Here is a 21,855-nt window from a genome sequence, read left to right on the forward strand (position 1 = left end):
CGACCGATTGATTGTCGCTGCACCAGTTCCGGTTTGGGGATGAGATATGGCTGGCGAAGTGCCCGTAACGGCTGAGGTGGATTTTCCGCTGTACGTGGTATCGGATGAAGAGTCTGGGGATGTGCTTGTTGCGGCTGAAGGGGTAGAGGGTTTTTTTGTTGCCCCGGAAGAAGAGTTGTCGGAAGTAGCCTTCCTGAGAGCTCATGAGGTTGAAAAGGGTAGGCGAAGAGTCGAAGAAGCAGTGCTGGGCGTCATGAATCGCCGACGGGAGAAGGTTGGTGAGTACTTCATTGGGCGGGTTGTGCTCGGAGATACGGGCCTAGCGGCGCCAGACGGTAATATCTCGAGAGTCGAGTACCGGTTCTTTGGCAATCGCTGCGAATATCCTGAAGCTGAGCGAATTTGGCGACGTTGGGCATCGGGAATCGCCCTGGAGAAAGGCGAATGGCTTCGATGGCCGATGAGCTATCAGAGTGCATGGCTGCACGTTGTTCAGAATTCTTGGTTCACTTCGAATCGTAGGGCTGCCCGCTATGGAGTGGATGACGTAATCTACTTGGATGGTGCGCACATCTCTACAAAGTCGGGATTTTTCTGCGCATTGGGTGAGGCGGTAAATGGTGCGGGTGGATACTTTGGGTCGAATCTTGATGCTCTTACAGACTGCATTTCTTCGAACTGTGGCGAGGGGCCTCCAGTGAAGATTGTTTGGCGAGATTTTCAGGTATCTCAAGCATTTCTAGATGGCGCCTTTCTGGATTCAGTCGCGGAAGTGATGCGCGAATTTCGCGTAGATTTCGACACTTGCTGATTTTGAATTGTTATGTATGTGTGCCAGCGAATTTTGCGCCCCGTCAGGCAATGCCTGACGGGGCGTCTGGGTGCGGTGACGGCAGTAGTTGACGGCAACGTCAGCGGACGGGGACTGTGCAGAGGGGTGGTTCGTCGCCGTCGTCGGGCACGTCGGCGATCTCGGCGGGGTGGCGGAGGGCGTGGCTGAGGAAGTCGATGACGTCGCGCTGAAGGCGGAGGCGGACGTGTGCGTACACGGTGGCGGTGACGCCGATGTGGGCGTGGCCGAGGAGTTCCTTGATCACGACGAGATCGACACCCTGTGCCAGGAGCAGGGCGGCGGGTTCGAGTGCCGGAGTTCGTGAAAGCGGATGCGCCGGAGTCCGGCCCGGTCGAGGGCGCTGTGTAAGCGGCGGTGTTCGGCCGATTGGGCGTTCTGTTGCGTGGCGTGCCGATGAGTTTTCTGGTGGACGGGAGTCTGAACCTGTAGAGGCCATCGAGCGAGGAGCGCAGAGGCATGGGGAAGCTGACCTTGACCACCTTTGTCACGTTGGACGGCGTGATGCAGGCGCCCGGGGGGCCCGATGAGGATCAGAGCGGGGGGTTCGAGTACGGGGGGTGGGTCGCGCCGTTCGCCGATGAGGGGATGGGGGAGTTCATCACCGAGGTGTTCGGGCGGGCCGAGGCGTTCCTGCTCGGGCGGAAGACGTACGAGATCTTCGCCTCGTACTGGCCGGAGCACGACGACCCCGCCGACCCCGTCGCGGGCAAGCTGAACCGGCTGCCCAAGTACGTGGCGTCGACCACGCTGAAGGAGCCGGCCTGGGGGCCGGTCACCGTGCTCGACGGGGAGCACCTGCAGGGTGAGATCGTACGGGTCAAGGACGAGCTGGAGGGGGAGCTGCAGGTGCACGGCAGCGGGCAGCTCGCGCAGTGGCTGCTGGCTCGGGACCTCGTGGAAGAGATCAACCTGCTGGTGTTCCCCGTGGTTCTCGGGGCGGGGCAGAGGCTGTTCCCCACCGGCGGGCTGCCGACCGCCTATGAGGTGGTGAGCTCCCGTACGACACCGGCCGGGACCGCCGTCCACACCTACCGGCCGACGGGACGGGCCACCTTCGCGACGATCGGCGACTGAGCTGAGCGCGCCGTCAGGCGAAGAGGAGCTCGACGTCCTCGTCGACGCAGAACCGCAGGACGACGGTCAGCCTTCGGGCGTCCTCGATGAGCTGCTGGAGGAGCGGTTCGGCCGGTTCCTCCAGCCATTCGCCGGCGATCGCCTCCAGGCGGGGCAGCATCGCGGCGCAGTCGGCGGCGGAGAGGTTGTCACCGCAGACGTCCGGGTGGTCGAGGAGCGGCTCCAGGCTGGTGGAGACCTCGCTCCACGGCCGGCCGCCCCCGAAACCCCACATCTCGTCGAGGGCGAACCCCTCTGCCCGTGCGAGCCGTTTCCGGAACGCGTGGAAGCGGACGCAGGACCAAGTGGCGTCCGGGCTGCTGTTGTCTCCGTCGTCCGGGCACAGGATCAGGCCCACGTGGTCCTCCTCGTCGGTGAGGTGGACAGGATCGGCGGGAACGTGCCACGCCCGCAATCGAATTGATCGCCGGGTGCGTCCGGCCCAGGTCGGCCTGGGCCGTCTCTTCCGGATCTTGTCGGCCGAGCCCGCGGCGTCCGGTGCCATGGGGTCTCCCCGGGCCCGCCAGGGCCGTGGGGAAGGATGGCAAGGCGGAGGGGCGCCCGTGTGCTGGATGTACTCGGGCGCCCCGACAACGCGGCGAGGTGCAGTGCCAGGCGTCGCGGGGCAGGCGGGATTTTGCGGAGACGGCCTAAGGGCGCCCCGACAACGCGGCCAGGTGCGGTGCCGGGCGTCGCGGGCCCGGCAAGATCCGGAAGAGACGGCCTACCGCGGGTCCAGGGCCAGCTGGACCACGCGGCCCTCGCGCAGGACCAGGAGGTCCGGGGCCTCGTGTTCGTAGAAGCGGAGCCGGCCGACCGGGCCCGGCGGGCGGATGTGGGGGGCCAGGAGCAGCAGGAGGTCCTCCACCTCCGGGAGCTGTTCCTCGTGGACCTCCTGGCGGGCGGTCAGGGCCCAGCCGCCGCGGTCCGTCGGTGCGAACTCGCCGACGAGCATGCCGCCCACGCGCCACGCCGGGCCCCGGGTCGAGAGGAGGCCGTCCGGCGATGTCAGCTGGCGCCGCACCTCCGCGAGCACGTCGTCGGGCGTGGTGTCGAGCAGGTCGAACGCCAGGTCCAGGGCATAGAGATCAGCCATGGGCCCGATGCTACGGGTCCGGGGTCGCGGGCCCGGAAAGGGGTCGCCCGGCATGATCGGCTCCGGTACGGTGTCCCGCACCCGTGCGAGCCGCCGAAGTCTCCACCCCTGCCGTGACGTCGGAGACCTCCGTTGACCGTGATCTCGCCCGCCCTCGAAGCCGCCCCGCGCCGGGCCTGGTTCGCCGATCTGCCCGTGCTGGCCGTCGCCGTCGTCTGGGGCGGCAGCTATCTCGCGGCCAAGGGCATCACCACCACCCACACCGTCGTCGCCGTGCTCGTGCTCCGGTTCGCGCTGGTGCTGCCCGTGCTCGTCGTCGCCGGGTGGGCGCGGCTGCGCGCCCTGCGCCCCGCCCAGCTGCGCGGCGCCGGGCTGCTGGGCCTCGTACTCGGCGGGATCTTCCTACTGGAGACCTACGGGGTCGTCCACACCTCCGCCACCAACGCCGGGCTGATCATCAGCCTGACGATGATCTTCACCCCGCTCGCCGAAGCGGCCGTCAGGAAGCAGGCGCCCTCCACCGGTTTCCTCGGCGCCGCCGCCGTCTCCGTCGCCGGGGTCGTGCTCCTCACCCAGGGCGCCGGCTTCACCGCCCCCAGCCTCGGTGACCTGCTCATCCTCGGCGCCGCCCTCGCCCGGACCCTGCACGTCCTGCTGATGGCCCGCATCGAGGCCGTCCAGGACGCCGACTCGCTGTCCCTGACCACCGTGCAGCTCGGGGCCGCCGTGCTCGTCTTCGCGCTGCTGGCCGCCGCGCCCGGGACCGGTGACAGCACCTGGGCCGCGGCCGCCGGCTTCGGGGCCGCCGAGTGGGCCGGGCTCGCCTTCCTCTCCGTCTTCTGCACCCTCTTCGCCTTCTTCGTGCAGATGTGGGCCGTACGCCGCACCTCGCCCTCCCGGGTCAGCCTGCTGCTGGGTACCGAACCCCTGTGGGCCGCCGTCGCCGGCATCGTCATCGGAGGGGAGGAGCCCGGGTTCCTCGGCTACGCGGGAGCCCTCCTGGTCCTCGTCGGCACCGCCTGGGGGCGGCGCGCCGTCACCGCCGCATGAGCGTGTCCGGAAAGCGCCGCAGCCACAGGTGATCACCCGCCGTACTGTGGCCCCGTGCCCCCCTTACACAGCCGGCAGGTCCGGGAGCTCCTCCAGCCGCACCCGGCGCCGCTCCCGGCGCGAGAGCTCGCAGGCCTCCGCGATCCGGAACGCCGCCAGCGCCTCCCGGCCGTCGCACCGATTCGGCTCCTCGCCCCGCACCAGCTGGACGAAGGCCGCCAGCTCGGCCTCGTAGGCCGGGGCGAAACGTTCCAGGAAGCCCGTCCACGGCTTGCTCGCCGGGGGCGGGCCGTGCGGTTCGGTGGAGGCGATCGGCGTCCGGTCGTCCAGCCCGACGGAGACCTGGTCCAGCTCCCCGGCCAGCTCCATCCGCACGTCGTACCCGGCGCCGTTGCAGCGGCTGCCGGTCGCCGTGACCAGGGTCCCGTCGTCCAGCGTCAGCACGGCGGCCGCCGTGTCGATGTCGCCCGTCTCCCGGAACAGCGCCCCACCCGCGTCCGACCCGGCCGCGTACACCTCGACCACCTCGCGCCCGGTCACCCAGCGGACCATGTCGAAGTCGTGCACCAGGCAGTCGCGGTACAGCCCGCCGGAGGTCGCCAGGTACGCGGCGGTCGGCGGGGCCGGATCGGCCGTCATCGTCCGGATGGTGTGCAGCCGTCCCAGGGCGCCCGAGCGGACCAGCCCCCGGGCCGTGCCGTAGCCCGCGTCGAAGCGGCGCATGAAGCCCACCTGGAGCAGTCCGCCCGAGGCCGTGACCTCCCGCAGCGCCGCGAGGGTCCGGTTCAGGTCCGGGGCCAGCGGCTTCTCGCAGAACACCGGCAGTCCGCCGCGGACCGCCCGTACGACGAGGTCCGCGTGCGCCTCGGTCGCCGAGGCCACCACCACCGCGTCCACACCCCAGGTGAAGACCTGCTCCACGGAGGGCGCGGCGGTGGCCCCGAGCCGGTCGGCGAGGCGCGCCGCCCGCGCGGGGTCGGCGTCCGCGAGCAGGAGCGAGCCCGCCTCCGGGTGGCGGGCCAGTACCGCCGCGTGGAAGGACCCGATCCGGCCCGTTCCGATCAAGCCGATGCGCATGCACTCAACCTGACCCTGTCGGCGGAACCTGTCAATCCGCCCGCGCATGTCAACCTGCCCGCGCGTGCCCCGATGACCCTTCATGGTCGACTGTGGCGGATACTGAACGGCTGGACCGGAATGGAGCCGGAATGACCGGATTGATGACCGGCTCGACGGCCGGCGTGACGACCGGATCGTCGACCGGCTCGACGACGGACCGAATTGGTGACGAGGGAAGGGCGCGGCGACGTGGCTAGGGTTCGGACAGGGGTGCGCGTCGTGGGCGCCGTGCTCGCGGCGGTACTGGGGGCCTCGCTCGCGGGCTGCAGCAGTACGGGCGGCAAGCGCGCCGAGGAGCGCGCGAAGGCCGCCCAGGCGGGCCGGCCGGCCGTCTCCACCCCGCGCTGGACCTTCGCGATGATCACGCACGCGGGCGACGGCGACACCTTCTGGGACATCGTGCAGAAGGGCGCCAAGGAGGCCGCGGCGAAGGACAACATCAACTTCGTCTACGCCCACGACGACCAGGCACAGCAGCAGGCGCAGTTCGTACAGAACGCCATCGACCAGAAGGTCGACGGGATCGTCGTCAGCCTGGCCAAGCCCGAGGCCCTCAAGGACGTCCTCGCCAAGGCCGTCAAGGCCGGCATCCCGGTGATCACGGTCAACTCCGGCTCCGCCCAGTCCGCCGCGTACGGGGCGCTGACCCACATCGGCCAGGACGAGGTGGTCGCGGGCGAGGCCGTCGGCACCGAGCTGAACGAGCGCGGCCGCAAGAAGGCCGTCTGCGTCCTGCACGAGCAGGGCAACGTCGGCCACGAGCAGCGCTGCGCCGGTGCGAAGAAGACCTTCTCCGGAACCATGGAGAACCTGTACGTCGAGGGCACCAACATGCCCTCCGTCCAGGCGGCGATCCAGGCCCAGCTGCAGGCCGACCCCTCCGTCGACGCCATCGTCACCCTCGGCGCACCCTTCGCACCCACCGCGGTCAAGGCGAAGGAGGCGGCCGGCAGCAAGGCCGAGGTGGACACCTTCGACCTGAACGCGTCGGTCGCCCGCGACCTGAAGTCCGGAGCCCTCGGCTTCGCCGTCGACCAGCAGCCCTACCTGCAGGGCTACGAGGCCATCGACCTGCTCTGGCTCTACCGCTACAACGCCAACGTGCTCGGCGGCGGCCGCCCCGTGCTCACCGGACCGCAGATCGTGACCGCCGACGAGGCGGGCAAGCTGGAGGAGTACATCAAGCGGGGCAGCCGATGAGCGCGGCCGCACCCGCCGACGGGCGCGACGAACGGCTGGCCCCCACCTCCACCCTGCGCAAGCTGCTCGCCCGCCCCGAGCTGGGCTCGGTGGTCGGCGCCGTGGCCGTCTTCGTCTTCTTCTCCATCGCCGCCCCCACCTTCCTGCAGGCCTCCAGCCTCAGCACGATCCTCTACTCGGCCTCCACCATCGGGATCATGGCCGCCCCGGTGGCCCTGCTGATGATCGGCGGCGAGTTCGACCTCTCCGCCGGTGTCATGGTCACCACCTCGGCGCTGGTCAGCTCGATGTTCAGCTACCAGATGACCGCCAACGTCTGGGTCGGCGTCGGCGTGTCCCTGCTGGTCACCCTGGCCATCGGCTTCTTCAACGGATTCATGCTGACGCGCACGAAGCTGCCCAGCTTCATCATCACGCTCGGCACCTTCCTGATGCTGACCGGCCTGAACCTCGGCTTCACCAAGCTGATCACCGGCACCGTCTCCACCAAGACCATCGCCGACATGGAGGGCTTCCCCTCCGCCCGCGCCCTCTTCGCCTCGCAGTGGACCATCGGCTCGGTCACCCTCAAGGTCACCGTCCTGTGGTGGTTCGCCATCGTTGCCGTCGCCACCTGGATCCTGCTGCGCACCCGCGCCGGCAACTGGATCTTCGCCGTGGGCGGTGGGGCCGACGCGGCCCGCGCCACCGGCGTGCCCGTCGTGAAGACCCGTATCGGCCTCTACATGGGCGTCGCCCTGTGCGCCTGGATCTCCGGACAGCACATCCTGTTCTCGTTCGACGTGGTCCAGTCGGGCGAGGGCGTGGGCAACGAGTTCCTCTACATCATCGCGGCCGTCATCGGCGGCTGCCTGATGACCGGCGGCTACGGCTCCGCCATCGGCTCGGCGGTCGGTGCCTTCATCTTCGGCATGACCAGCAACGGCATCGTGTACGCCCAGTGGAACCCGGACTGGTTCAAGTTCTTCCTCGGCGCGATGCTCCTGCTGGCCACGCTGCTCAACGCATGGGTCCGCAAGCGGGCGGAGGCGACCAAGTGAGTGCGACCGAGAAGACCGCGACCGCTCCCGGAGCGGGCACCGCCCTGGTGAAGCTGACCGAGGTCAGCAAGTTCTACGGGAACATCCGCGCCCTCCAGGGGGTCTCCCTGGAGGTCTCGGCGGGCGAGATCACCTGTGTCCTCGGCGACAACGGCGCCGGCAAGTCCACCCTCATCAAGATCATCGCGGGGCTGCACCGGCACGACGCCGGCACCTTCGAGATCGAGGGGGAGGAGACCGTGCTCGCCAACCCCCGCGCGGCCCTCGACCACGGCATCGCCACCGTCTACCAGGACCTCGCCGTCGTCCCGCTCATGCCCGTCTGGCGGAACTTCTTCCTCGGCTCCGAGCCCACCAAGGGCAGCGGCCCCTTCCGCCGCCTCGACGTGGAGCTCATGCGCGAGACCACCCGCACCGAGCTGCTGCGCATGGGCATCGACCTGCGCGACGTGGACCAGCCCATCGGCACCCTGTCCGGCGGCGAGCGGCAGTGCGTGGCCATCGCCCGCGCCGTGTACTTCGGGGCGAAGGTCCTCGTACTCGACGAGCCCACCGCGGCCCTCGGCGTCAAGCAGTCCGGAGTGGTCCTCAAGTACGTCGCCGCCGCCCGGGACGCGGGCCTCGGCGTGGTCCTGATCACCCACAACCCGCACCACGCGTACCTGGTCGGGGACCGTTTCGTGCTCCTCAAGCGCGGCACCATGGCGGGCAGCCACACCCGGGACTCGATCACGCTCGACGAGCTCACCCGGCAGATGGCGGGCGGCTCCGAGCTGGAGGAACTGAGCCACGAGCTGGAGCGAGTGGCAGAATCGGGGGAAGGCACCCCACCTGCCACGGCCGCGACGGACGGCCCGGCCGGGCGGAGCGGCCCGGCCGACGAGGCCGGCCGGCCCCCCGGAACCACCGCACCCAAGAGGGACGACACGACTCGATGAGCACGTACCGGGACTTCACGCTCACCCACCGGGGGTCGGCGCGAGGCACCGTCCTGCGGACCATCGGGACCCGGGAGCGCCGGTCGCACCTGACGGCCCCGCGCGTCCCCACGGTCGGCATCGACATCGGCGGCACCAAGGTGATGGCGGGCGTCGTCGACGCCGACGGGATCATCCTGGAGAAGATCCGCACGGAGACCCCGGACAAGTCCAAGAGCCCCAAGGTCGTCGAGGACACCATCGTCGAGCTGGTGCTGGACCTCTCCGACCGGCACGACGTGCACGCGGTCGGCATCGGGGCGGCGGGCTGGGTCGACGCCGACCGCTCCCGCGTGCTGTTCGCACCCCACCTGGCCTGGCGCGACGAGCCCCTGCGCGACGCGCTGCAGTCCCGGCTCGCGGTCCCGGTCATGGTCGACAACGACGCGAACACCGCCGCCTGGGCGGAATGGCGCTTCGGCGCCGGACGCGGCGAGGACCACCTCGTCATGATCACGCTCGGCACCGGCATCGGCGGGGCCATCCTCGAAGGCGGCCAGGTCAAGCGCGGCCGGTACGGGGTCGCCGGCGAATTCGGCCATATGCAGGTCGTCCCCGGCGGCCACCGCTGCCCCTGCGGCAACCGCGGCTGCTGGGAGCAGTACAGCTCCGGCAACGCGCTGGTCCGCGAGGCCCGGGAGCTGGCCGCCGCCGATTCGCCGGTCGCGTACAACATCATCGCCCGGGTCGGCGGCAACGTCTCCGAGATCACCGGACCGCTGATCACCGAGCTGGCCCGCGAGGGCGACGCCATGTGCGTCGAGCTGCTCCAGGACATCGGCCAGTGGCTGGGCGTCGGCATCGCCAACCTCGCCGCCGCCCTCGACCCGTCCTGCTTCGTCATCGGCGGCGGCGTCAGCGCCGCCGACGACCTGCTGATCGGCCCGGCCCGGGACGCCTTCCGCCGCCACCTCACCGGTCGCGGCTACCGCCCCGAGGCCCGTATCGCCAAGGCCCAGCTCGGGCCGGAGGCGGGCATGGTCGGTGCCGCCGACCTCGCCCGGCTCGTCGCCCGCCGCTTCCGCCGCGCCACCCGCCGCCGGGTCGAGCGCTACGAGCGGTACGAGCGCTACGCGCAGCAGCTGGGCCGGCGCGAGCCCGCAGTCCCCAAGGAGCAGGACGAACAGTGAACCCGCCCACCCTGCCCCACCAGGCCTCCGCCCCCGACGCCGAAGGCACCCCGACGCCCACCGCCGAGGACCGCAGGCACGTCGTCAAGCGCCGCTGGATCACCGCGATCATCATCCTGCTGCTGGTCGGCGTACCCGCGGGCTACCTGGCGATCTCCACCCAGCAGAGCCGCGAGAGCGGCCGCGACAAGGCCGCCAAGGTCGGCGCGTCCAAGGTGCGCCCCGGCTGGCCCTCCAAGGTGCAGCGCAGCATCTACGAGGTCCCGGTCCCGGACAAGGCCTGGCGCGTCGGGTTCCTGGAGACCAACAACTGGCGCACCAGCCGGCTGTACGTCCAGTTCGCGGTCACCCCGCCGGAACTGGACGGCTTCCTGTCCTCCCTGGGCATCGGCCGGGAGGACCTGACCCCCGGGGTCTCGGTCTCCGCGCACGACACCTCGATCGCCGGCTGGCACTGGAAGCCGGAGACCTCATGGCTGGGCACCACCCTCGAACAGGACGACCCGCGGCCCACCCGGGACATCACCGTCGACCTCACCGATCCCAAGGTCTCCAAGGTCTACGTCGTCTCCTCCACCACCCCGTGACCGCCCCCGGTCGGCGCTAGCCTTGGGATCATGAAGCTCACCAAGCGGCTGCATTCCTGCGTCCAGTTGGAGAAGGACGGGCGCACGCTCGTCATCGACCCGGGCGCCTTCAGCGAACCGGACGCGGGCCTGGGGGCGGACGCCCTGCTGGTCACGCACGAACACCCCGACCACTTCGAGGAGGGCCGGCTGCGGGCCGCCCTCGACGCCGATCCGGCGGTCCGGCTGTGGACCCTGCGCAGCGTCGCCGAGAAGCTCGCCCCCGCCTATCCGGGCCGGGTGCACACCGTCGGCCACGGCGACGCCTTCACCGCGGCCGGGTTCGAGGTCCAAGTCCACGGGGAGCTGCACGCGGTGATCCACCCGGACATCCCGCGCGTCACGAACGTCGGCTACCTCGTGGAAGGTTCCCTCTTCCACCCCGGGGACGCGCTGACCGTGCCCGGCGTCCCCGTCGAGACCCTGATGGTTCCGGTGCACGCCCCCTGGAACAAGGTCTCCGAGGTGATCGACTACCTCCGCGAGGTCAAGCCGCGCCGGGCCCTGGACATCCACGACGCCTACCTCTCCGACATCGCCCGGCCCGTCTACGACCACGCCCTGGGCGCCCTCGGGGGCACCGACCACGGGCGACTCACCGCGGGGGACTCCGCCGAACTGTGACTGTCGGTGCCGGGCGGTAGGTTGGCACGTATGCGTATCGCCACCTTCAACGTCAACTCCATCACCGCCCGGCTGCCGCGCCTGCTGGCCTGGCTGGAGAGCTCCGGCACGGATGTCCTGTGCATCCAGGAGACCAAGTGCTCGGCGGAGCAGTTCCCCTACGACGAGCTGCGCGAGCTGGGCTACGAATCGGCGGTCAACGCCACCGGCCGATGGAACGGCGTGGCCCTGCTCTCCAAGGTCGGCCTGGAGGACGTGGTCCTCGGGCTGCCCGGCGGGCCCGACTACGAGGGCGTCCAGGAACCCCGCGCGATCTCCGCCACCTGCGGCGGGGTCCGGGTCTGGTCGGTGTACGTGCCCAACGGGCGCGAGGTCGAGCACGACCACTACGGCTACAAGCTGGACTGGTTCCGCGCCCTGACCACGGCCATCGCCGAGGAGGCGGCCGGTCCGCTGCCGTTCGCGGTGCTCGGCGACTTCAACGTGGCCCCGACCGACGAGGACGTCTACGATCCGGCCGTCTTCGCGGGCCTCACCCATGTCACCCCCGCCGAGCGGGCCGCGCTGGAGGCGCTGCGCGCCGCCGGGCTCTCGGACGTGTTCCCGCGCGCGCTGAAGTACGACCGTCCCTACACCTTCTGGGACTACCGGATGCTCGCCTTCCCCAAGAACAAGGGCATGCGCATCGACCTGGTCTACGGGAACGAGCCCTTCACCAAGGCCGTCACCGACTCCTACGTCGACCGCGAGGAGCGCAAGGGCAAGGGCGCGTCCGACCACGCGCCCGTCGTCGTGGACCTGGACCTCGGCCGGTAGCCGCGGGCAGGTGGCCGCCGACCGCCGGCCGGTGGGAGCCATCCGGGCCGACGGATCCAGGCGCGCCCTGTGGTCAGTGGCGGATCCTGGTGCGACGCTGGGCGGTATGAACATCCCTTTCCTGGGCAACTGGCTGAACCGGCGCGAAACGGAACAGGGTGCGGGACTCGCCGCCGCCCTCGCGGACGACCCCGAGGGCGTCGCCGAGTTGTTCTCGGAGTGCGAGATGCTGCGCGTCCAGGCACGGGCGGCCGGGCTCGAACTCGACGAGAGCCAGGACTCGTTGGAAGCCCTGGATCAGCTGATGCCGCGCTGGCGGCGGGACCCGGAGGCGGTGCCCTGGCTCGGCAACGACGCCGGCTTCTACCTCGGGACCGTGATCATCCGGACCGTTCCGGGGGCCGCCTGGCGGGTGTGGCCCAACGGTCAGCCGGTGATCCGGCTGGCCTCGGGCCGGGAGCTGAACGTGATCGAGTCGGGCCTGGCCTGGGCGATGACCGGATCCCCCGAGCTCAGCCAGGCGTACGCCGAGGCCTCCGAGGGCTGACGCCCCGGCGCACCGCGACCGGCACCGACATCGAGACCGACTCCGACTCCGACTCCGACTCCGACAAGTGGGCAGGGCAGCACATGGCCGTCGAACCGTTGATCGAGCTGCGGGACGTCAACAAGCACTTCGGTGCACTGCACGTACTGCGGGACATCAACCTCACCGTCGGCCGCGGGGAGGTGGTGGTGGTCATCGGCCCCTCCGGCTCCGGGAAATCCACCCTGTGCCGGGCGATCAACCGGCTGGAGACCGTCGAGTCGGGCACGATCCTGATCGACGGGGAGGCGCTGCCCGCCGAGGGCAAGGAGCTGGCGCGGCTGCGCGCCGAGGTGGGGATGGTCTTCCAGTCCTTCAACCTGTTCGCGCACAAGACCGTCCTCGCCAACGTCTCGCTCGCGCAGGTCAAGGTACGCGGCCGCAAGCGGGGCGAGGCGGACCGGCGCTCCCGGGAGCTCCTGGAGCGGGTCGGCCTGGCCGATCAGGCCGAGAAGTTCCCGGCCCAGCTCTCCGGCGGTCAGCAGCAGCGCGTGGCGATCGCCCGCGCCCTGGCCATGAGTCCCAAGGCCCTGCTCTTCGACGAGCCCACCTCCGCACTCGACCCGGAAATGATCAACGAGGTGCTGGAGGTGATGCGGCAGCTCGCCCGCGAGGGCATGACCATGGTCGTGGTCACCCACGAGATGGGCTTCGCCCGCTCCGCCGCGAACCGCGTGGTCTTCATGGCCGACGGGCGGATCATCGAGGACCGCACCCCGGAGCAGTTCTTCACCGCCCCGGAGAGCGACCGGGCGAAGGACTTCCTCTCCAAGATCCTCAAGCACTGACGATCACTGTTCGCGCAGCGGCACCGACACGTAGCTGGGATCGGTGCGCGGCGAGGAGAAGGTCAGCTGCGCGCCGATGGGGTTGTGCTCGATGTAGAGCGGGTCGACGGTGTCGACGACGAGGGCGAGCCGGTGGCCTGCGGGGACGTCGTAGGCGGTGGAGAACAGCTCCAGGTCCACGCCGAAGCCCTGGCCGGGAGCCTTCCCGTGGAAGGTGTACGGGGCGTTGCTGACGAGCTTGCCGATGCCGAGCGGGCCGACGTCGTAGAGGTACGCGACGAAGGTGCCGTCGCCCTTGGTGGGGGTGACGGTGGTGTGCAGCTTCACGGTGCCGCGGATCCGGCGCGCCTCGGCGTAGCGCTGCGACTGCCAGACGGCCGCGAAGGCCCGGGGGAGGAGCGGGACGGAGGCGATCGGCGGCGCCTTCACGAACTGGTCGAGGGCACTGGAGAGGAGGAGGATGCCGCCGTTGGCGCCGGAGTCGACATTGGCGAAGAGGTGCTCGCTGTCGGAGAGCGCCAGCTTCTCGGTGCCCCCGGAGCCGACCGACTTCCAGTCGGCGTAGCCCTCGTACCCGTTGTCGCTACGGGACTTGATCTGCACCGGGGCCTCGGTGTCGACGCCGTTGCGCTCGCCCTTGAGGTAGCGGTCGAACCAGCGGTGCGCGTTGGTCCAGGTGTCGTTGGGCAGCCCCAGCAGGCCGGTGCCCTCGGCGGTGGCGTGGTCCCCGGGGCGGAACTCCAGGCGCTTGGGGCCGGTCAGCCGCTCGTAGAACTTCGCGTACTGGTTGGGCGGGAAGATGGTGTCGCCCCAGGCGTTGCCGAGCATGACGGCGGTGCCGTTGGCGTTGATCCGGTCCACCTGCTCGGAGGCCGAGCGCTTCCTGCCCCACTCGATCATCTGCTGCTCCTGGTCCAGCCGGGAGCCGAGGAAGTTGCCGAGGAGGGACTGGAGTTCGGGCCCGGGGCGGCCGGTGAGGTATCCGGCGGCGCCGAGCATCGCGGCGGCCTGGACGTGCTGGGTGCGGCCGGAGTAGATGGATTCGATGAGGTCGGCCCACCCGCTCATCGCGACCACGGCCTTGACGCGCGGATCGTGCGCGGAGGCCAGCAGGGTGATGCCGGCGGCGTACGAGACCCCGCCGAGGCCGATGCGGTCCGCGTCGGCGGGGGAGTTGGCGAGGGCCCAGTCGATGACGGCACTGACGTCGGCGATGTCCGGCGGCCCGGCCACCTCGATGCTGCCGCCGGAGAGCCAGAAGCCGCGGGAGGTGTAACTGACCACGACGTAACCGGAGTCGGCGAGCTTCTTGGCCTGGGCGAGGTACTCGGTCTGTGGCAGGCCCCAGCTGGTGGGCAGCACGATGAGCGGGTACGTACGGCCGCTCCCGGCCCCGGCCGGGGTGAAGACGTTGCCCTTGAGGGTGACTCCGCCGGAGCCGGGGATGTCGTGGAAGCGGATCTGCGCGGAGGCGTCGGCGGTGGCGGCCGGCCCGCCGGCGGGAGCCGCCTGGGCCTGGTGGGGGGCCAGGCCCAGGGCGGCTGCGGCCAGCAGGGTCGCCACGGCCGCGGCGGTGGTGGTGCGTCGCATCTCTCGCTCCTCGCGCGTGCGCCGGGTTGTCAAAGTGACCCGACGGTAACGGGAGCGTGTTACCCAACGTAGCCCGTGAGTAAGTTACGTGCCGGTAACGATTGGGCGGTCGCGGTCGCGGTCGCGGCGGCCCGCCCGCGGCGGACCAACTGCGGTGCGGCCGTCAGCCGTTCTGCGGGGCGCCGGACAGGGCGCTCTTGGCCTTCCACTGGTCCCACGACAGGTTCCACTCGCCGTAGCCGTTGCCGATGTCCGCGTTGCCCTTCGAGCCCTCGCCGACCACCTCGAAGGCGTCGCCGATCTGGGACTGTTCGAAGAACTCCTTGGCGTTGGCGTCGCTCATGCCCACGCAGCCGGAGCTGCTGTTGGCGCGGCCGAAGTTGCCCTCGTTCCACGGGGCGGCGTGCGCGTACATGCCGGACCAGGTGAGCCGCATCGAGTAATCGACCATCTTGTTGTAGGCGTTGTCCAGGCCCACCGTCTGGGAGTCCATCCGGATGGTGCCCTCCTTCGACATGATCACCATCTTCCCGGACCAGGAGGCCTTCTTCCCGCCGGGAGTGCCGGCCGAGATCGGGACCGTCTTGACCGTCTGGCCGTCCTGGCTCACCGACATCTTCTTGGTGTCGAGGCTGACCTGGATCCGGCGGTCCTTGCCGATCTTGAACTCGGTGTTGTAGTCCCGGGTGAACAGGCCGCCGCCCTTGCCGGAGTCGACGCCGTTCAGGTTCATCTCGACCTTCACGTCCGTGCCGGACTTCCAGTAGTCCTTGGGTCGCCAGTCGACGCGGTCGTTGCCGGAGTAGTCCTTGATCCAGCCCCAGGAGCCCTCGCTGTTGTCCGAGGTGGTGACCTTGAGCTGCTTCTCGACCTCGGCCTTGTTCGCCACCGGGTTGTCGAAGACGAGCGACACGGGCATCGCCACGCCCACCGTGCTGCCCTTGGGGATGTTGATCGAGACCTTGTTCACCTTGTCGGCGGCGGTGGTCTTGAACTGGGTGGTGGCGCTCTGGCTGTCGGTGTTCTGCGCCTCGACCTTGTACTCCGCACCGGGCGGGGCGTTGCGCTCCGAGGTCCAGGTCTTCCCGTCGTCGGATATCTTCCCCGGCAGCTCGGCGCCCTTGGCGTCGGTCACCTTCACCTGGGCCAGCTTGCCCTCGGCGACGGTCACCGTCACCGGCTGGCCCGCCTTGACCTGATCGCCCGTGAGGTTCACCGCGACGGCCATGGCCGCCTTCGGCTTCAGTTCGGCCGTGCCCTTGTCGTCGCCGCCACCGTCACTCCCGCCCGAGCAGGCGGTGAGCGAGGCGGCCAGAAGTGCGGTGCCCGCCATGGCGGTGCGGCGTATACGGCTCAACGAAGGGCCCCTTCGAGTGGTGGTGGCGATGAACGTTCACAAAAGGAGATGCGAACGAGGCGACTTTAGGTTCCGCATTCGGTGGAAAAGCTCGTCCTCAGGCTTGTGACATCGACCGCAGCGAAACGGTCATCATTCGGTCACAAACGTTGCGCACTTCGGTCACGGGCGGCTGTGAGAGTCCTGTGAGAGACCGTCAGGACGAACAGGAAGGCTGTCGGCCGTGTGTGCACTGCTCGTGAACCCCGCCCAGCAGGACCATGACCAGGACGGGCAGCTCCGGGTGCGCGCCCTGTCCGTCACCGAATACCAGACCTTCCTCCACTGGAACGGGGGCGCGAGCTTTCTCCAGTACCCGTCCTGGGCCCGGGTAAAGGACCTCTGGCGCTCCGAAAGGGTCGGATGGCACTATCCGGACGGTGAGATTCAGGGAGCCGGGCTCGTTCTCTACCGGCAATTCCCCGGCACGCGGAAATACTTCGCCTATCTCCCCGAAGGGCCCGTCGTCGACTGGTCCGACCCGCACATCGACCGCTGGCTGAACCCGCTCCTGCGGCACCTGCGCGCCTCCGGCGCCTTCGCGGTCCGCATCGGCCCCACCCCCGCCTACCGCCGCTGGGACGCGGCCACCGCCAAGGCGGCGACCGGGCCCGGACGGCAGATCTCCGACGTGCTCGCCACGGAGGTCGACCCGGTGGGCGCCGCCCTCGCCGACCGGTTGCGCACCCGCGGCTGGCACCGCTGCGGCGGCGAGGACGACGGCGACGCCCAGCCCCGCCACGTCTTCCGCGTGCCGCTGGCCGGCCGCACCCTCGACGAGGTGTGGTCGGGTCTCAACCAGGAATGGCGGCGCAACGTACGCAAGGCCACGAAGGCCGGTGTGGAGACGGTCATCGGCACCTTCGCCGACCTGCCCGAGTTCTACCGGCTGCTGCGCATCACCGAGGAGCGCGACGGCTTCCGCCTCGGCCGCTCCCTCGCGTACTACGAGCAGCAGTACCGGGTCCTGAACGAGGAACAGCCCGGCCGCATGCGGCTCTACCTGGGCGTCCACCGGGGGGAGATCCTCGCCGCCCACACGATGATCGCCGCCGGCAACCGGGTCTGGTACCAGACGGGTGCCTCCGCCGACCACCGCCGCGAGGTACGGCCCAGCAACGCCCTGCAGTGGCGCATGATGTGCGACGCCCACGCCCTCGGAGCGGACGAATACGACATGCGCGGGGTACCCTCCACCCTCGACCCCGACGAACGATCTTTCGGGCTGCTGCGCTGGAAGCTCGGCACCGGCGGACAGGTCGTCGAAACGCTCGGAGAGTGGGAGATACCGATGGACGGAGTCGCCAACGCGGCGCTCTACAAGGCGTTCCAGGCCTACCTGGCCCGCCGGTGACGGCCACCGACACCGAAACCGGCACCAGAGCGGCCGCGGCTGCGGAAGCCGCCGACGCGCCGTCCGGGAAGACCTCGGTACTGCGCAGCGGCGCACTCATGGCGGCCGGCTCGATCGTCTCCCGCGCCACCGGCTTCATCCGCTCCGCCGTCGTCGTCGCGGCGCTGGGCACCGGACTCCTCGGCGACGGCTACGCCGTCGCCAACACGGTCCCGAACATCATCTACATCCTGCTCATCGGAGGCGCGCTCAACGCCGTCTTCGTACCCGAGCTCGTCCGGGCCGCCAAGGAGCACGCGGACGGCGGATCCGCCTACACCGACCGGCTGCTCACCGCCTGCACCGCCGCCCTCGTGGTGCTCACCACCGTCGCCGTCCTCGCCGCCCCGCTGATCGTCTCGGTGTACACCGACTACGACGGCGCCCAGGCGGCCACCACCGTGGCGCTGGCCAGGTACTGCCTGCCACAGATCCTCTTCTACGGACTCTTCACCCTGCTCGGGCAGGTGCTGAACGCCCGCGGCCGGTTCGGCGCGATGATGTGGACCCCCGTCCTCAACAACCTCGTCATCATCGGCGTCTTCGGGCTCTTCCTCTACGTCTCCCACGACGGGGCGGCCGGACTCACCGCCGCCGAGACCCGCCTCCTGGGCCTCGGCACCACCATCGGCATCGTCATCCAGGCCCTCGCCCTCGTCCCCTCGCTGCGCGCCGCCCGCTTCCGCTGGCGCCCCCGCTTCGACTGGCGCGGCAGCGGCCTCGGCCGCCCACTGCGCAACGCGGGCTGGCTGGTCATGCTCGTCCTCACCAACCAGCTCGCCTACTGGGTCGTCACCCGGCTCTCCACCACCACCGGACAGCACGCAGTGGAAGCCGGACTCGCGGGCGGCGCCGGCTACACCGCCTACAGCAACGCCTACCAGCTGTGGATCGTCCCGCAGGGCATCATCACCGTCTCCCTCGTGACCGCCCTGATGCCCCGGATGAGCGCGGCCGCCACCGACGGCGACCTCGGCGCCGTACGCCGCGACATCTCCTACGCCCTGCGCTCCAGCGCCGCCCTCGTCGTGCCCGCCGCCGCGCTCTTCGCCGCCCTCGCCCCCTGGGTGATGGGCAGCGTCTTCGAGTACGGCCGCACCGGCGCCGCCGACATCGAGGTCATGGCGGGCATCCTCATCGCCTTCGCGCCCGGCCTGATCGCCTACTCCGCGCAGTACGTGCTCTCGCGCGGCTTCTACGCCCTCTCCGACACCCGGACCCCCTTCCTCCTCAACCTGGTCATCGCCGCGCTCACCGCCGGCCTGTCCGCCGCCGCCTACTTCCTGCTGTCCCCGCGCTGGGCCGCCACCGGCATGGCCGCGGCCTCCTCCGTCGCCTTCCTCGCGGGCGCCGCCCTCACCGCCCACACCCTCGCGCGCCGGCTCGGCCCGCGCGCGGGCACCCGTACCGAACGGCGCACGACCGCCGTACGGACCCACCTGCGGCTGCTGGCCGCCTGCGTACCGGCGGCCGGCGCCGGGTACGCGGCCGCCCGCGCCGCCGACCCGTTCGGCGACTTCGCCGCGGTCGGGGCGGGAACCGCCGCACTGGCCCTGGTCGTCGTCATCCTCGCCGGGCCACTGCGCCTGACGGAGATCACCGACATGCTGAACTCCCTGTGGCGCAGGATCGGCCGATAGCGGGAGGCAGGCCCCGCAACACCTTTGGGATACTGACCGGATGCCACGCGTACTGCTGATCGAGGACGACCCTTCCATCCGCGAGGGGGTCGGCCTCGGCCTGCGCCGCCGGGGCCACGACGTGAGTTCCGCCGAGACCGGCGAGGAAGGGCTGGCGCTGATGGGCGGCTTCCGCCCCGAACTCGTCCTGCTCGACCTGATGCTGCCCGGGATCAACGGCGTCCAGGTCTGCCGCCGCATCCGCGAGACCAGCCAGGTGCCGATCATCATGCTCACCGCCCGCGGCGACGACTTCGACATAGTCGTCGGCCTGGAGGCCGGCGCCGACGACTACATCGTCAAACCCGCCCGCACCGAGGTCATCGAGGCCCGCATCAAAGCCGTACTGCGCCGGCTCAGCGACCCCGTGGGCACCCGCCCCGGGGTCGAGCAGCACGGTGAGCTGACCATCGACCGTGCCGGGCTGAGCGTCGCGAAGAGCGGCGAGCGCGTGCCCCTCGCCCCCAGCGAGATCAAGCTCCTGCTGCACCTGTCGGCCTCGCCCGAGCAGGTCTTCTCCCGCCAGCAACTCCTCGAATACGTCTGGGACCACAGCTACCACGCCGACGCCCGGCTCGTGGACGCCTGCGTGCGCCGGCTGCGCACCAAGGTCGAGGACCCCGACGCGAGCCCCCGCTACATACAGACCGTGCGCGGCTTCGGCTACCGCTTCGGTCCCCTGTAGGCGGCCGTGAGACGCATCGCGCCGCTGGGCCTGCGCACCCGACTGATCGCGGCCTTCCTGCTGGTCGCCGCGATCAGCGCGGTGACCACCGCCGCCCTCACCTACCAGCAGGCGCGCAACGCGATCCTCAAGCAGACCCAGGACACCGCCATCAGCACCCTGCGGGACCAGGTCGAGCAGCAGGAGTTCCGCCTTCCGCTGGACCAGGCGGAGCTCCAGCGCATCGTCATCGAACTCGGCAAGCGCGGCAAACCGCACCCGTGGATCATCTTCGGCGAGTACGGCAGCGTGCGGGTCTCCACCAACCCCGGCACGCCGACCTCCAGCGTGATCACCGACAACCTGCGCGAGAAGGTCCGCCGCCACGACTACACCGCCTTCCAGCGGGTCGAGGACGCGCGCGGCAACCCGTGGCTCACCATCGGCGTCCCCGCCCTCTTCGAACACAACGGCTTCAGCGAATCCACCGGAGCCGTCTTCTACGCCAGCGTCCCGCTCTCCACCGAGAAGCAGACCGTGGAGGCCATGGTCGACGCCGCCAAGCAGGGCGCCGTCCCGGGTCTGGCCATCGCCATCGTGCCCGCGCTGCTGGCCGCCCGCAGTGTGCTGCGGCCGGTCCGCGACATGCGCCGGGCCGCCCAGCACCTCGGCCGCGGCCGCCTCGACACCCGGATCGAGGTCCGGGGCGCCGACGAGCTCGCCGGACTCGCCCGCACCTTCAACGAGACCGCACGCGCCCTGGAACAGTCCGTGAGCGAGCTCCAGGACGCGGAGATCCGCGCCCGCCGCTTCGCCTCCGACGTCTCCCACGAACTGCGCACCCCCCTCGCCGGGATGCTCGCCGTCACCGAGGTCCTCGACGAGGACGCCGAACGCCTCGACGCCGACACCGCCAAGGCCCTGCGCCTGGTCAGCGCCGAGACGGGCAAGCTCGCCGTCCTCGTCGAGGACCTGATGGAGATCTCCCGCTTCGACGCCCGGGCCGCCGAGCTCAACCTCGACGACGTGGACATCGCCGAAGCCGTCCGCAAGACCCTGGAGCGCCGCCACTGGGTCGACGACCGCATCGTCGCCGAGCTGCCGGACCAGGTGCGCGCCCGGCTCGACCCGCGCCGCTTCGACGTCGTCCTCGCCAACCTCGTCGGCAATGCCCTGCGGCACGGCGGCGCCCCCGTACGCATCACCGTGCGGACCGCGCCGGGCGAGGGCGGCGAACGGCTGCTGATCGAAGTCGCCGACAGCGGACCCGGCATCGCCCCCGAGGTGCTGCCGCACATCTTCGACCGCTTCTTCAAGGCCGACGCGGCCAGGACCCGCTCCGCCGGCAGCGGTCTCGGCCTCGCCATCACCCTGGAGAACGTCCGCCTGCACGGCGGAACCCTCCTCGCGGCCAACGGGTCGGCCGGGGGAGCGGTCTTCACCCTCGACATGCCGCTGGAGGCCCGCGTATGACAGGGCGCAGGACGAGGACGAGGACCAGGACGGGGACGCGGACGGGGACGCGGACGGGGTCCCGGGCGGCCGCGGCCACGGCGGCGCTGGTGAGCTGCGCCCTGCTGCTCACCGGATGCGGGATCAAACGCAGCGGGGTCATCGACAGCGGCCACGCCGCCACCGTCAAGGTCGCCGACGGCAAGAACAGCACCTATCTCTACTTCCTCTCCAAGGAGGGCGACCGGCTCGTCCCGGCGCCGTTCAGCTTCCTGGCGGGCTACGACCTCAATCCCGCGGTGCTGCTGCACCTGCTGCTGGAAGGCCCCCGAGGCCGGGCCGGCGAGGCCGGGCTCACCACGGGGCTGCCCAAGCTGCCGGCCGGCTCGGGGTCGGAGAAGCTCTCGGTGAGCCCGAGCCCGCACGCCGGGATGACGGTCAAGGTGCCGTTCGCCGTGGGCGATCTGTCGGCACTGGCCCGCATGCAGCTCGTGTGCACCATCGGCGTCTCCGCCGTGAAGGACACCCTCAGCCCCGTCACCCTGCAGGGCAGCGACACCACCCTCGCCCCTGCCGAATGCGACCTGAAGCGCTGACGGGCTCGTAGGTACCGGGCCGCGACCGCGCCCTTGCGGTCAGGGCCGCGCACCCGTCACGGTGGCC

General features: G+C 70.4%; 23 protein-coding genes. 17 read left to right on the plus strand and 6 right to left on the minus strand.

Translation table 11 applies throughout. The features are described from left to right. Nucleotides 1-46: 46 nt before the first annotated feature. A complete protein-coding gene (locus tag JYK04_RS33245; RefSeq protein ID WP_189740672.1) occupies nucleotides 47-811 on the plus strand; it encodes a barstar family protein in 765 nt (254 codons plus the stop codon). Nucleotides 812-911: 100 nt separating this feature from the next. Here JYK04_RS33245 and JYK04_RS33250 read toward each other — a convergent pair whose 3' ends face one another. Beyond that, nucleotides 912-1,097: a hypothetical protein gene (locus JYK04_RS33250; RefSeq protein WP_229875830.1), complete on the minus strand. Its 186-nt coding sequence runs from the start codon at nucleotides 1,095-1,097 to the stop codon at nucleotides 912-914. Nucleotides 1,098-1,309: 212 nt separating this feature from the next. On the opposite strand from JYK04_RS33250, the gene JYK04_RS33255 reads away from it, so the two are divergent. Further along, entirely contained in the window at nucleotides 1,310-1,927 is a 618-nt protein-coding gene (locus tag JYK04_RS33255) for a dihydrofolate reductase family protein (RefSeq protein ID WP_189740674.1), read from the plus strand. Between the two features lie 13 nt (nucleotides 1,928-1,940). On the opposite strand, the gene JYK04_RS33260 is transcribed toward JYK04_RS33255, so the two are convergent. Both JYK04_RS33260 and JYK04_RS33265 read right to left on the minus strand, forming a co-directional pair. After that, on the minus strand, nucleotides 1,941-2,471 hold the full coding sequence (locus JYK04_RS33260; protein WP_308431061.1) for a hypothetical protein: 531 nt from the start codon (nucleotides 2,469-2,471) through the stop codon (nucleotides 1,941-1,943). Between the two features lie 219 nt (nucleotides 2,472-2,690). Continuing rightward, nucleotides 2,691-3,062: a hypothetical protein gene (locus JYK04_RS33265; RefSeq protein WP_189740676.1), complete on the minus strand. Its 372-nt coding sequence runs from the start codon at nucleotides 3,060-3,062 to the stop codon at nucleotides 2,691-2,693. A 132-nt stretch (nucleotides 3,063-3,194) separates the two neighbouring features. Between JYK04_RS33265 and JYK04_RS33270 the strand changes: the two genes are divergently transcribed. After that, nucleotides 3,195-4,112, plus strand: a complete 918-nt coding sequence (locus tag JYK04_RS33270; protein WP_189740679.1) for a DMT family transporter — start codon at nucleotides 3,195-3,197, stop codon at nucleotides 4,110-4,112. A 63-nt stretch (nucleotides 4,113-4,175) separates the two neighbouring features. Here JYK04_RS33270 and JYK04_RS33275 read toward each other — a convergent pair whose 3' ends face one another. Beyond that, nucleotides 4,176-5,189 carry a Gfo/Idh/MocA family protein gene (locus JYK04_RS33275; protein ID WP_189740683.1) on the minus strand — a complete coding sequence of 338 codons (1,014 nt, stop codon included), beginning with the start codon at nucleotides 5,187-5,189 and terminating at the stop codon, nucleotides 4,176-4,178. 231 nt (nucleotides 5,190-5,420) lie between these two features. On the opposite strand from JYK04_RS33275, the gene JYK04_RS33280 reads away from it, so the two are divergent. From JYK04_RS33280 to JYK04_RS33320, 9 genes are all read left to right on the plus strand, one after another. Beyond that, nucleotides 5,421-6,431 (plus strand): substrate-binding domain-containing protein, encoded by a 1,011-nt coding sequence (locus JYK04_RS33280; RefSeq protein WP_444545759.1) that lies wholly within the window; start codon nucleotides 5,421-5,423, stop codon nucleotides 6,429-6,431. Then, the gene (locus JYK04_RS33285) at nucleotides 6,428-7,471 is read left to right on the plus strand and encodes an ABC transporter permease (protein ID WP_189740686.1); all 1,044 of its coding nucleotides are present in this window, start codon (nucleotides 6,428-6,430) and stop codon (nucleotides 7,469-7,471) included. The genes JYK04_RS33280 and JYK04_RS33285 overlap by 4 nt, the downstream gene beginning before the upstream one ends. Continuing rightward, nucleotides 7,438-8,409 (plus strand): ATP-binding cassette domain-containing protein, encoded by a 972-nt coding sequence (locus JYK04_RS33290; RefSeq protein WP_373297463.1) that lies wholly within the window; start codon nucleotides 7,438-7,440, stop codon nucleotides 8,407-8,409. The genes JYK04_RS33285 and JYK04_RS33290 overlap by 34 nt, the downstream gene beginning before the upstream one ends. Next, nucleotides 8,406-9,578, plus strand: a complete 1,173-nt coding sequence (locus tag JYK04_RS33295; RefSeq protein ID WP_189740689.1) for an ROK family glucokinase — start codon at nucleotides 8,406-8,408, stop codon at nucleotides 9,576-9,578. The genes JYK04_RS33290 and JYK04_RS33295 overlap by 4 nt, the downstream gene beginning before the upstream one ends. Further along, nucleotides 9,575-10,165, plus strand: a complete 591-nt coding sequence (locus JYK04_RS33300) for a hypothetical protein (protein ID WP_189740692.1) — start codon at nucleotides 9,575-9,577, stop codon at nucleotides 10,163-10,165. Before JYK04_RS33295 ends, JYK04_RS33300 begins: the two co-directional genes overlap by 4 nt. A gap of 30 nt (nucleotides 10,166-10,195) precedes the next feature. After that, nucleotides 10,196-10,828 carry an MBL fold metallo-hydrolase gene (locus JYK04_RS33305; RefSeq protein ID WP_189740695.1) on the plus strand — a complete coding sequence of 211 codons (633 nt, stop codon included), beginning with the start codon at nucleotides 10,196-10,198 and terminating at the stop codon, nucleotides 10,826-10,828. 30 nt (nucleotides 10,829-10,858) lie between these two features. Continuing rightward, nucleotides 10,859-11,644, plus strand: coding sequence for an exodeoxyribonuclease III (locus JYK04_RS33310; protein WP_189740699.1), 786 nt, complete (start codon nucleotides 10,859-10,861; stop codon nucleotides 11,642-11,644). A 106-nt stretch (nucleotides 11,645-11,750) separates the two neighbouring features. Next, complete coding sequence (locus JYK04_RS33315) at nucleotides 11,751-12,191, plus strand: DUF6278 family protein (RefSeq protein ID WP_189740702.1); 441 nt, start codon at nucleotides 11,751-11,753, stop codon at nucleotides 12,189-12,191. Between the two features lie 83 nt (nucleotides 12,192-12,274). Then, nucleotides 12,275-13,018, plus strand: coding sequence for an amino acid ABC transporter ATP-binding protein (locus tag JYK04_RS33320; protein ID WP_189740706.1), 744 nt, complete (start codon nucleotides 12,275-12,277; stop codon nucleotides 13,016-13,018). A 3-nt stretch (nucleotides 13,019-13,021) separates the two neighbouring features. On the opposite strand, the gene JYK04_RS33325 is transcribed toward JYK04_RS33320, so the two are convergent. After that, complete coding sequence (locus JYK04_RS33325; protein ID WP_189740709.1) at nucleotides 13,022-14,608, minus strand: CocE/NonD family hydrolase; 1,587 nt, start codon at nucleotides 14,606-14,608, stop codon at nucleotides 13,022-13,024. 163 nt (nucleotides 14,609-14,771) lie between these two features. Further along, complete coding sequence (locus JYK04_RS33330; RefSeq protein WP_189741406.1) at nucleotides 14,772-15,941, minus strand: L,D-transpeptidase; 1,170 nt, start codon at nucleotides 15,939-15,941, stop codon at nucleotides 14,772-14,774. A gap of 307 nt (nucleotides 15,942-16,248) precedes the next feature. On the opposite strand from JYK04_RS33330, the gene JYK04_RS33335 reads away from it, so the two are divergent. The 5 genes from JYK04_RS33335 (at nucleotide 16,249) to JYK04_RS33355 (ending at nucleotide 21,788) form a co-directional block, all read left to right on the plus strand. Continuing rightward, the gene (locus JYK04_RS33335) at nucleotides 16,249-17,358 is read left to right on the plus strand and encodes a lipid II:glycine glycyltransferase FemX (RefSeq protein WP_229875922.1); all 1,110 of its coding nucleotides are present in this window, start codon (nucleotides 16,249-16,251) and stop codon (nucleotides 17,356-17,358) included. Further along, nucleotides 17,355-19,037, plus strand: a complete 1,683-nt coding sequence (gene murJ / locus JYK04_RS33340) for a murein biosynthesis integral membrane protein MurJ (protein ID WP_373297464.1) — start codon at nucleotides 17,355-17,357, stop codon at nucleotides 19,035-19,037. Before JYK04_RS33335 ends, murJ begins: the two co-directional genes overlap by 4 nt. A gap of 40 nt (nucleotides 19,038-19,077) precedes the next feature. Then, nucleotides 19,078-19,761, plus strand: a complete 684-nt coding sequence (locus tag JYK04_RS33345; protein ID WP_189740718.1) for a response regulator transcription factor — start codon at nucleotides 19,078-19,080, stop codon at nucleotides 19,759-19,761. A 6-nt stretch (nucleotides 19,762-19,767) separates the two neighbouring features. Then, nucleotides 19,768-21,213: a sensor histidine kinase gene (locus JYK04_RS33350; protein ID WP_189740722.1), complete on the plus strand. Its 1,446-nt coding sequence runs from the start codon at nucleotides 19,768-19,770 to the stop codon at nucleotides 21,211-21,213. Nucleotides 21,214-21,302: 89 nt separating this feature from the next. Next, the gene (locus JYK04_RS33355; protein ID WP_189740724.1) at nucleotides 21,303-21,788 is read left to right on the plus strand and encodes a hypothetical protein; all 486 of its coding nucleotides are present in this window, start codon (nucleotides 21,303-21,305) and stop codon (nucleotides 21,786-21,788) included. Nucleotides 21,789-21,855 lie beyond the last annotated feature (67 nt).

It is taken from the genome of Streptomyces nojiriensis, from assembly GCF_017639205.1.
Lineage (GTDB): Bacteria > Actinomycetota > Actinomycetes > Streptomycetales > Streptomycetaceae > Streptomyces > Streptomyces nojiriensis.

Excerpts from the sequence above, each read along its gene's own strand:
- JYK04_RS33245 (WP_189740672.1), top strand. The coding sequence starts at position 47 with ATGGCTGGCGAAGTGCCCGTAACGGCTGAGGTGGATTTTCCGCTGTAC.
- JYK04_RS33255 (WP_189740674.1), top strand. The coding sequence starts at position 1,310 with ATGGGGAAGCTGACCTTGACCACCTTTGTCACGTTGGACGGCGTGATG.
- JYK04_RS33260 (WP_308431061.1), bottom strand. The coding sequence starts at position 2,471 with ATGGCACCGGACGCCGCGGGCTCGGCCGACAAGATCCGGAAGAGACGG.
- JYK04_RS33265 (WP_189740676.1), bottom strand. The coding sequence starts at position 3,062 with ATGGCTGATCTCTATGCCCTGGACCTGGCGTTCGACCTGCTCGACACC.
- JYK04_RS33275 (WP_189740683.1), bottom strand. The coding sequence starts at position 5,189 with ATGCGCATCGGCTTGATCGGAACGGGCCGGATCGGGTCCTTCCACGCG.
- JYK04_RS33285 (WP_189740686.1), top strand. The coding sequence starts at position 6,428 with ATGAGCGCGGCCGCACCCGCCGACGGGCGCGACGAACGGCTGGCCCCC.
- JYK04_RS33290 (WP_373297463.1), top strand. The coding sequence starts at position 7,438 with ATGGGTCCGCAAGCGGGCGGAGGCGACCAAGTGAGTGCGACCGAGAAG.
- JYK04_RS33295 (WP_189740689.1), top strand. The coding sequence starts at position 8,406 with ATGAGCACGTACCGGGACTTCACGCTCACCCACCGGGGGTCGGCGCGA.
- JYK04_RS33305 (WP_189740695.1), top strand. The coding sequence starts at position 10,196 with ATGAAGCTCACCAAGCGGCTGCATTCCTGCGTCCAGTTGGAGAAGGAC.
- JYK04_RS33310 (WP_189740699.1), top strand. The coding sequence starts at position 10,859 with ATGCGTATCGCCACCTTCAACGTCAACTCCATCACCGCCCGGCTGCCG.
- JYK04_RS33315 (WP_189740702.1), top strand. The coding sequence starts at position 11,751 with ATGAACATCCCTTTCCTGGGCAACTGGCTGAACCGGCGCGAAACGGAA.
- JYK04_RS33320 (WP_189740706.1), top strand. The coding sequence starts at position 12,275 with ATGGCCGTCGAACCGTTGATCGAGCTGCGGGACGTCAACAAGCACTTC.
- JYK04_RS33325 (WP_189740709.1), bottom strand. The coding sequence starts at position 14,608 with ATGCGACGCACCACCACCGCCGCGGCCGTGGCGACCCTGCTGGCCGCA.
- JYK04_RS33330 (WP_189741406.1), bottom strand. The coding sequence starts at position 15,941 with ATGGCGGGCACCGCACTTCTGGCCGCCTCGCTCACCGCCTGCTCGGGC.
- JYK04_RS33345 (WP_189740718.1), top strand. The coding sequence starts at position 19,078 with ATGCCACGCGTACTGCTGATCGAGGACGACCCTTCCATCCGCGAGGGG.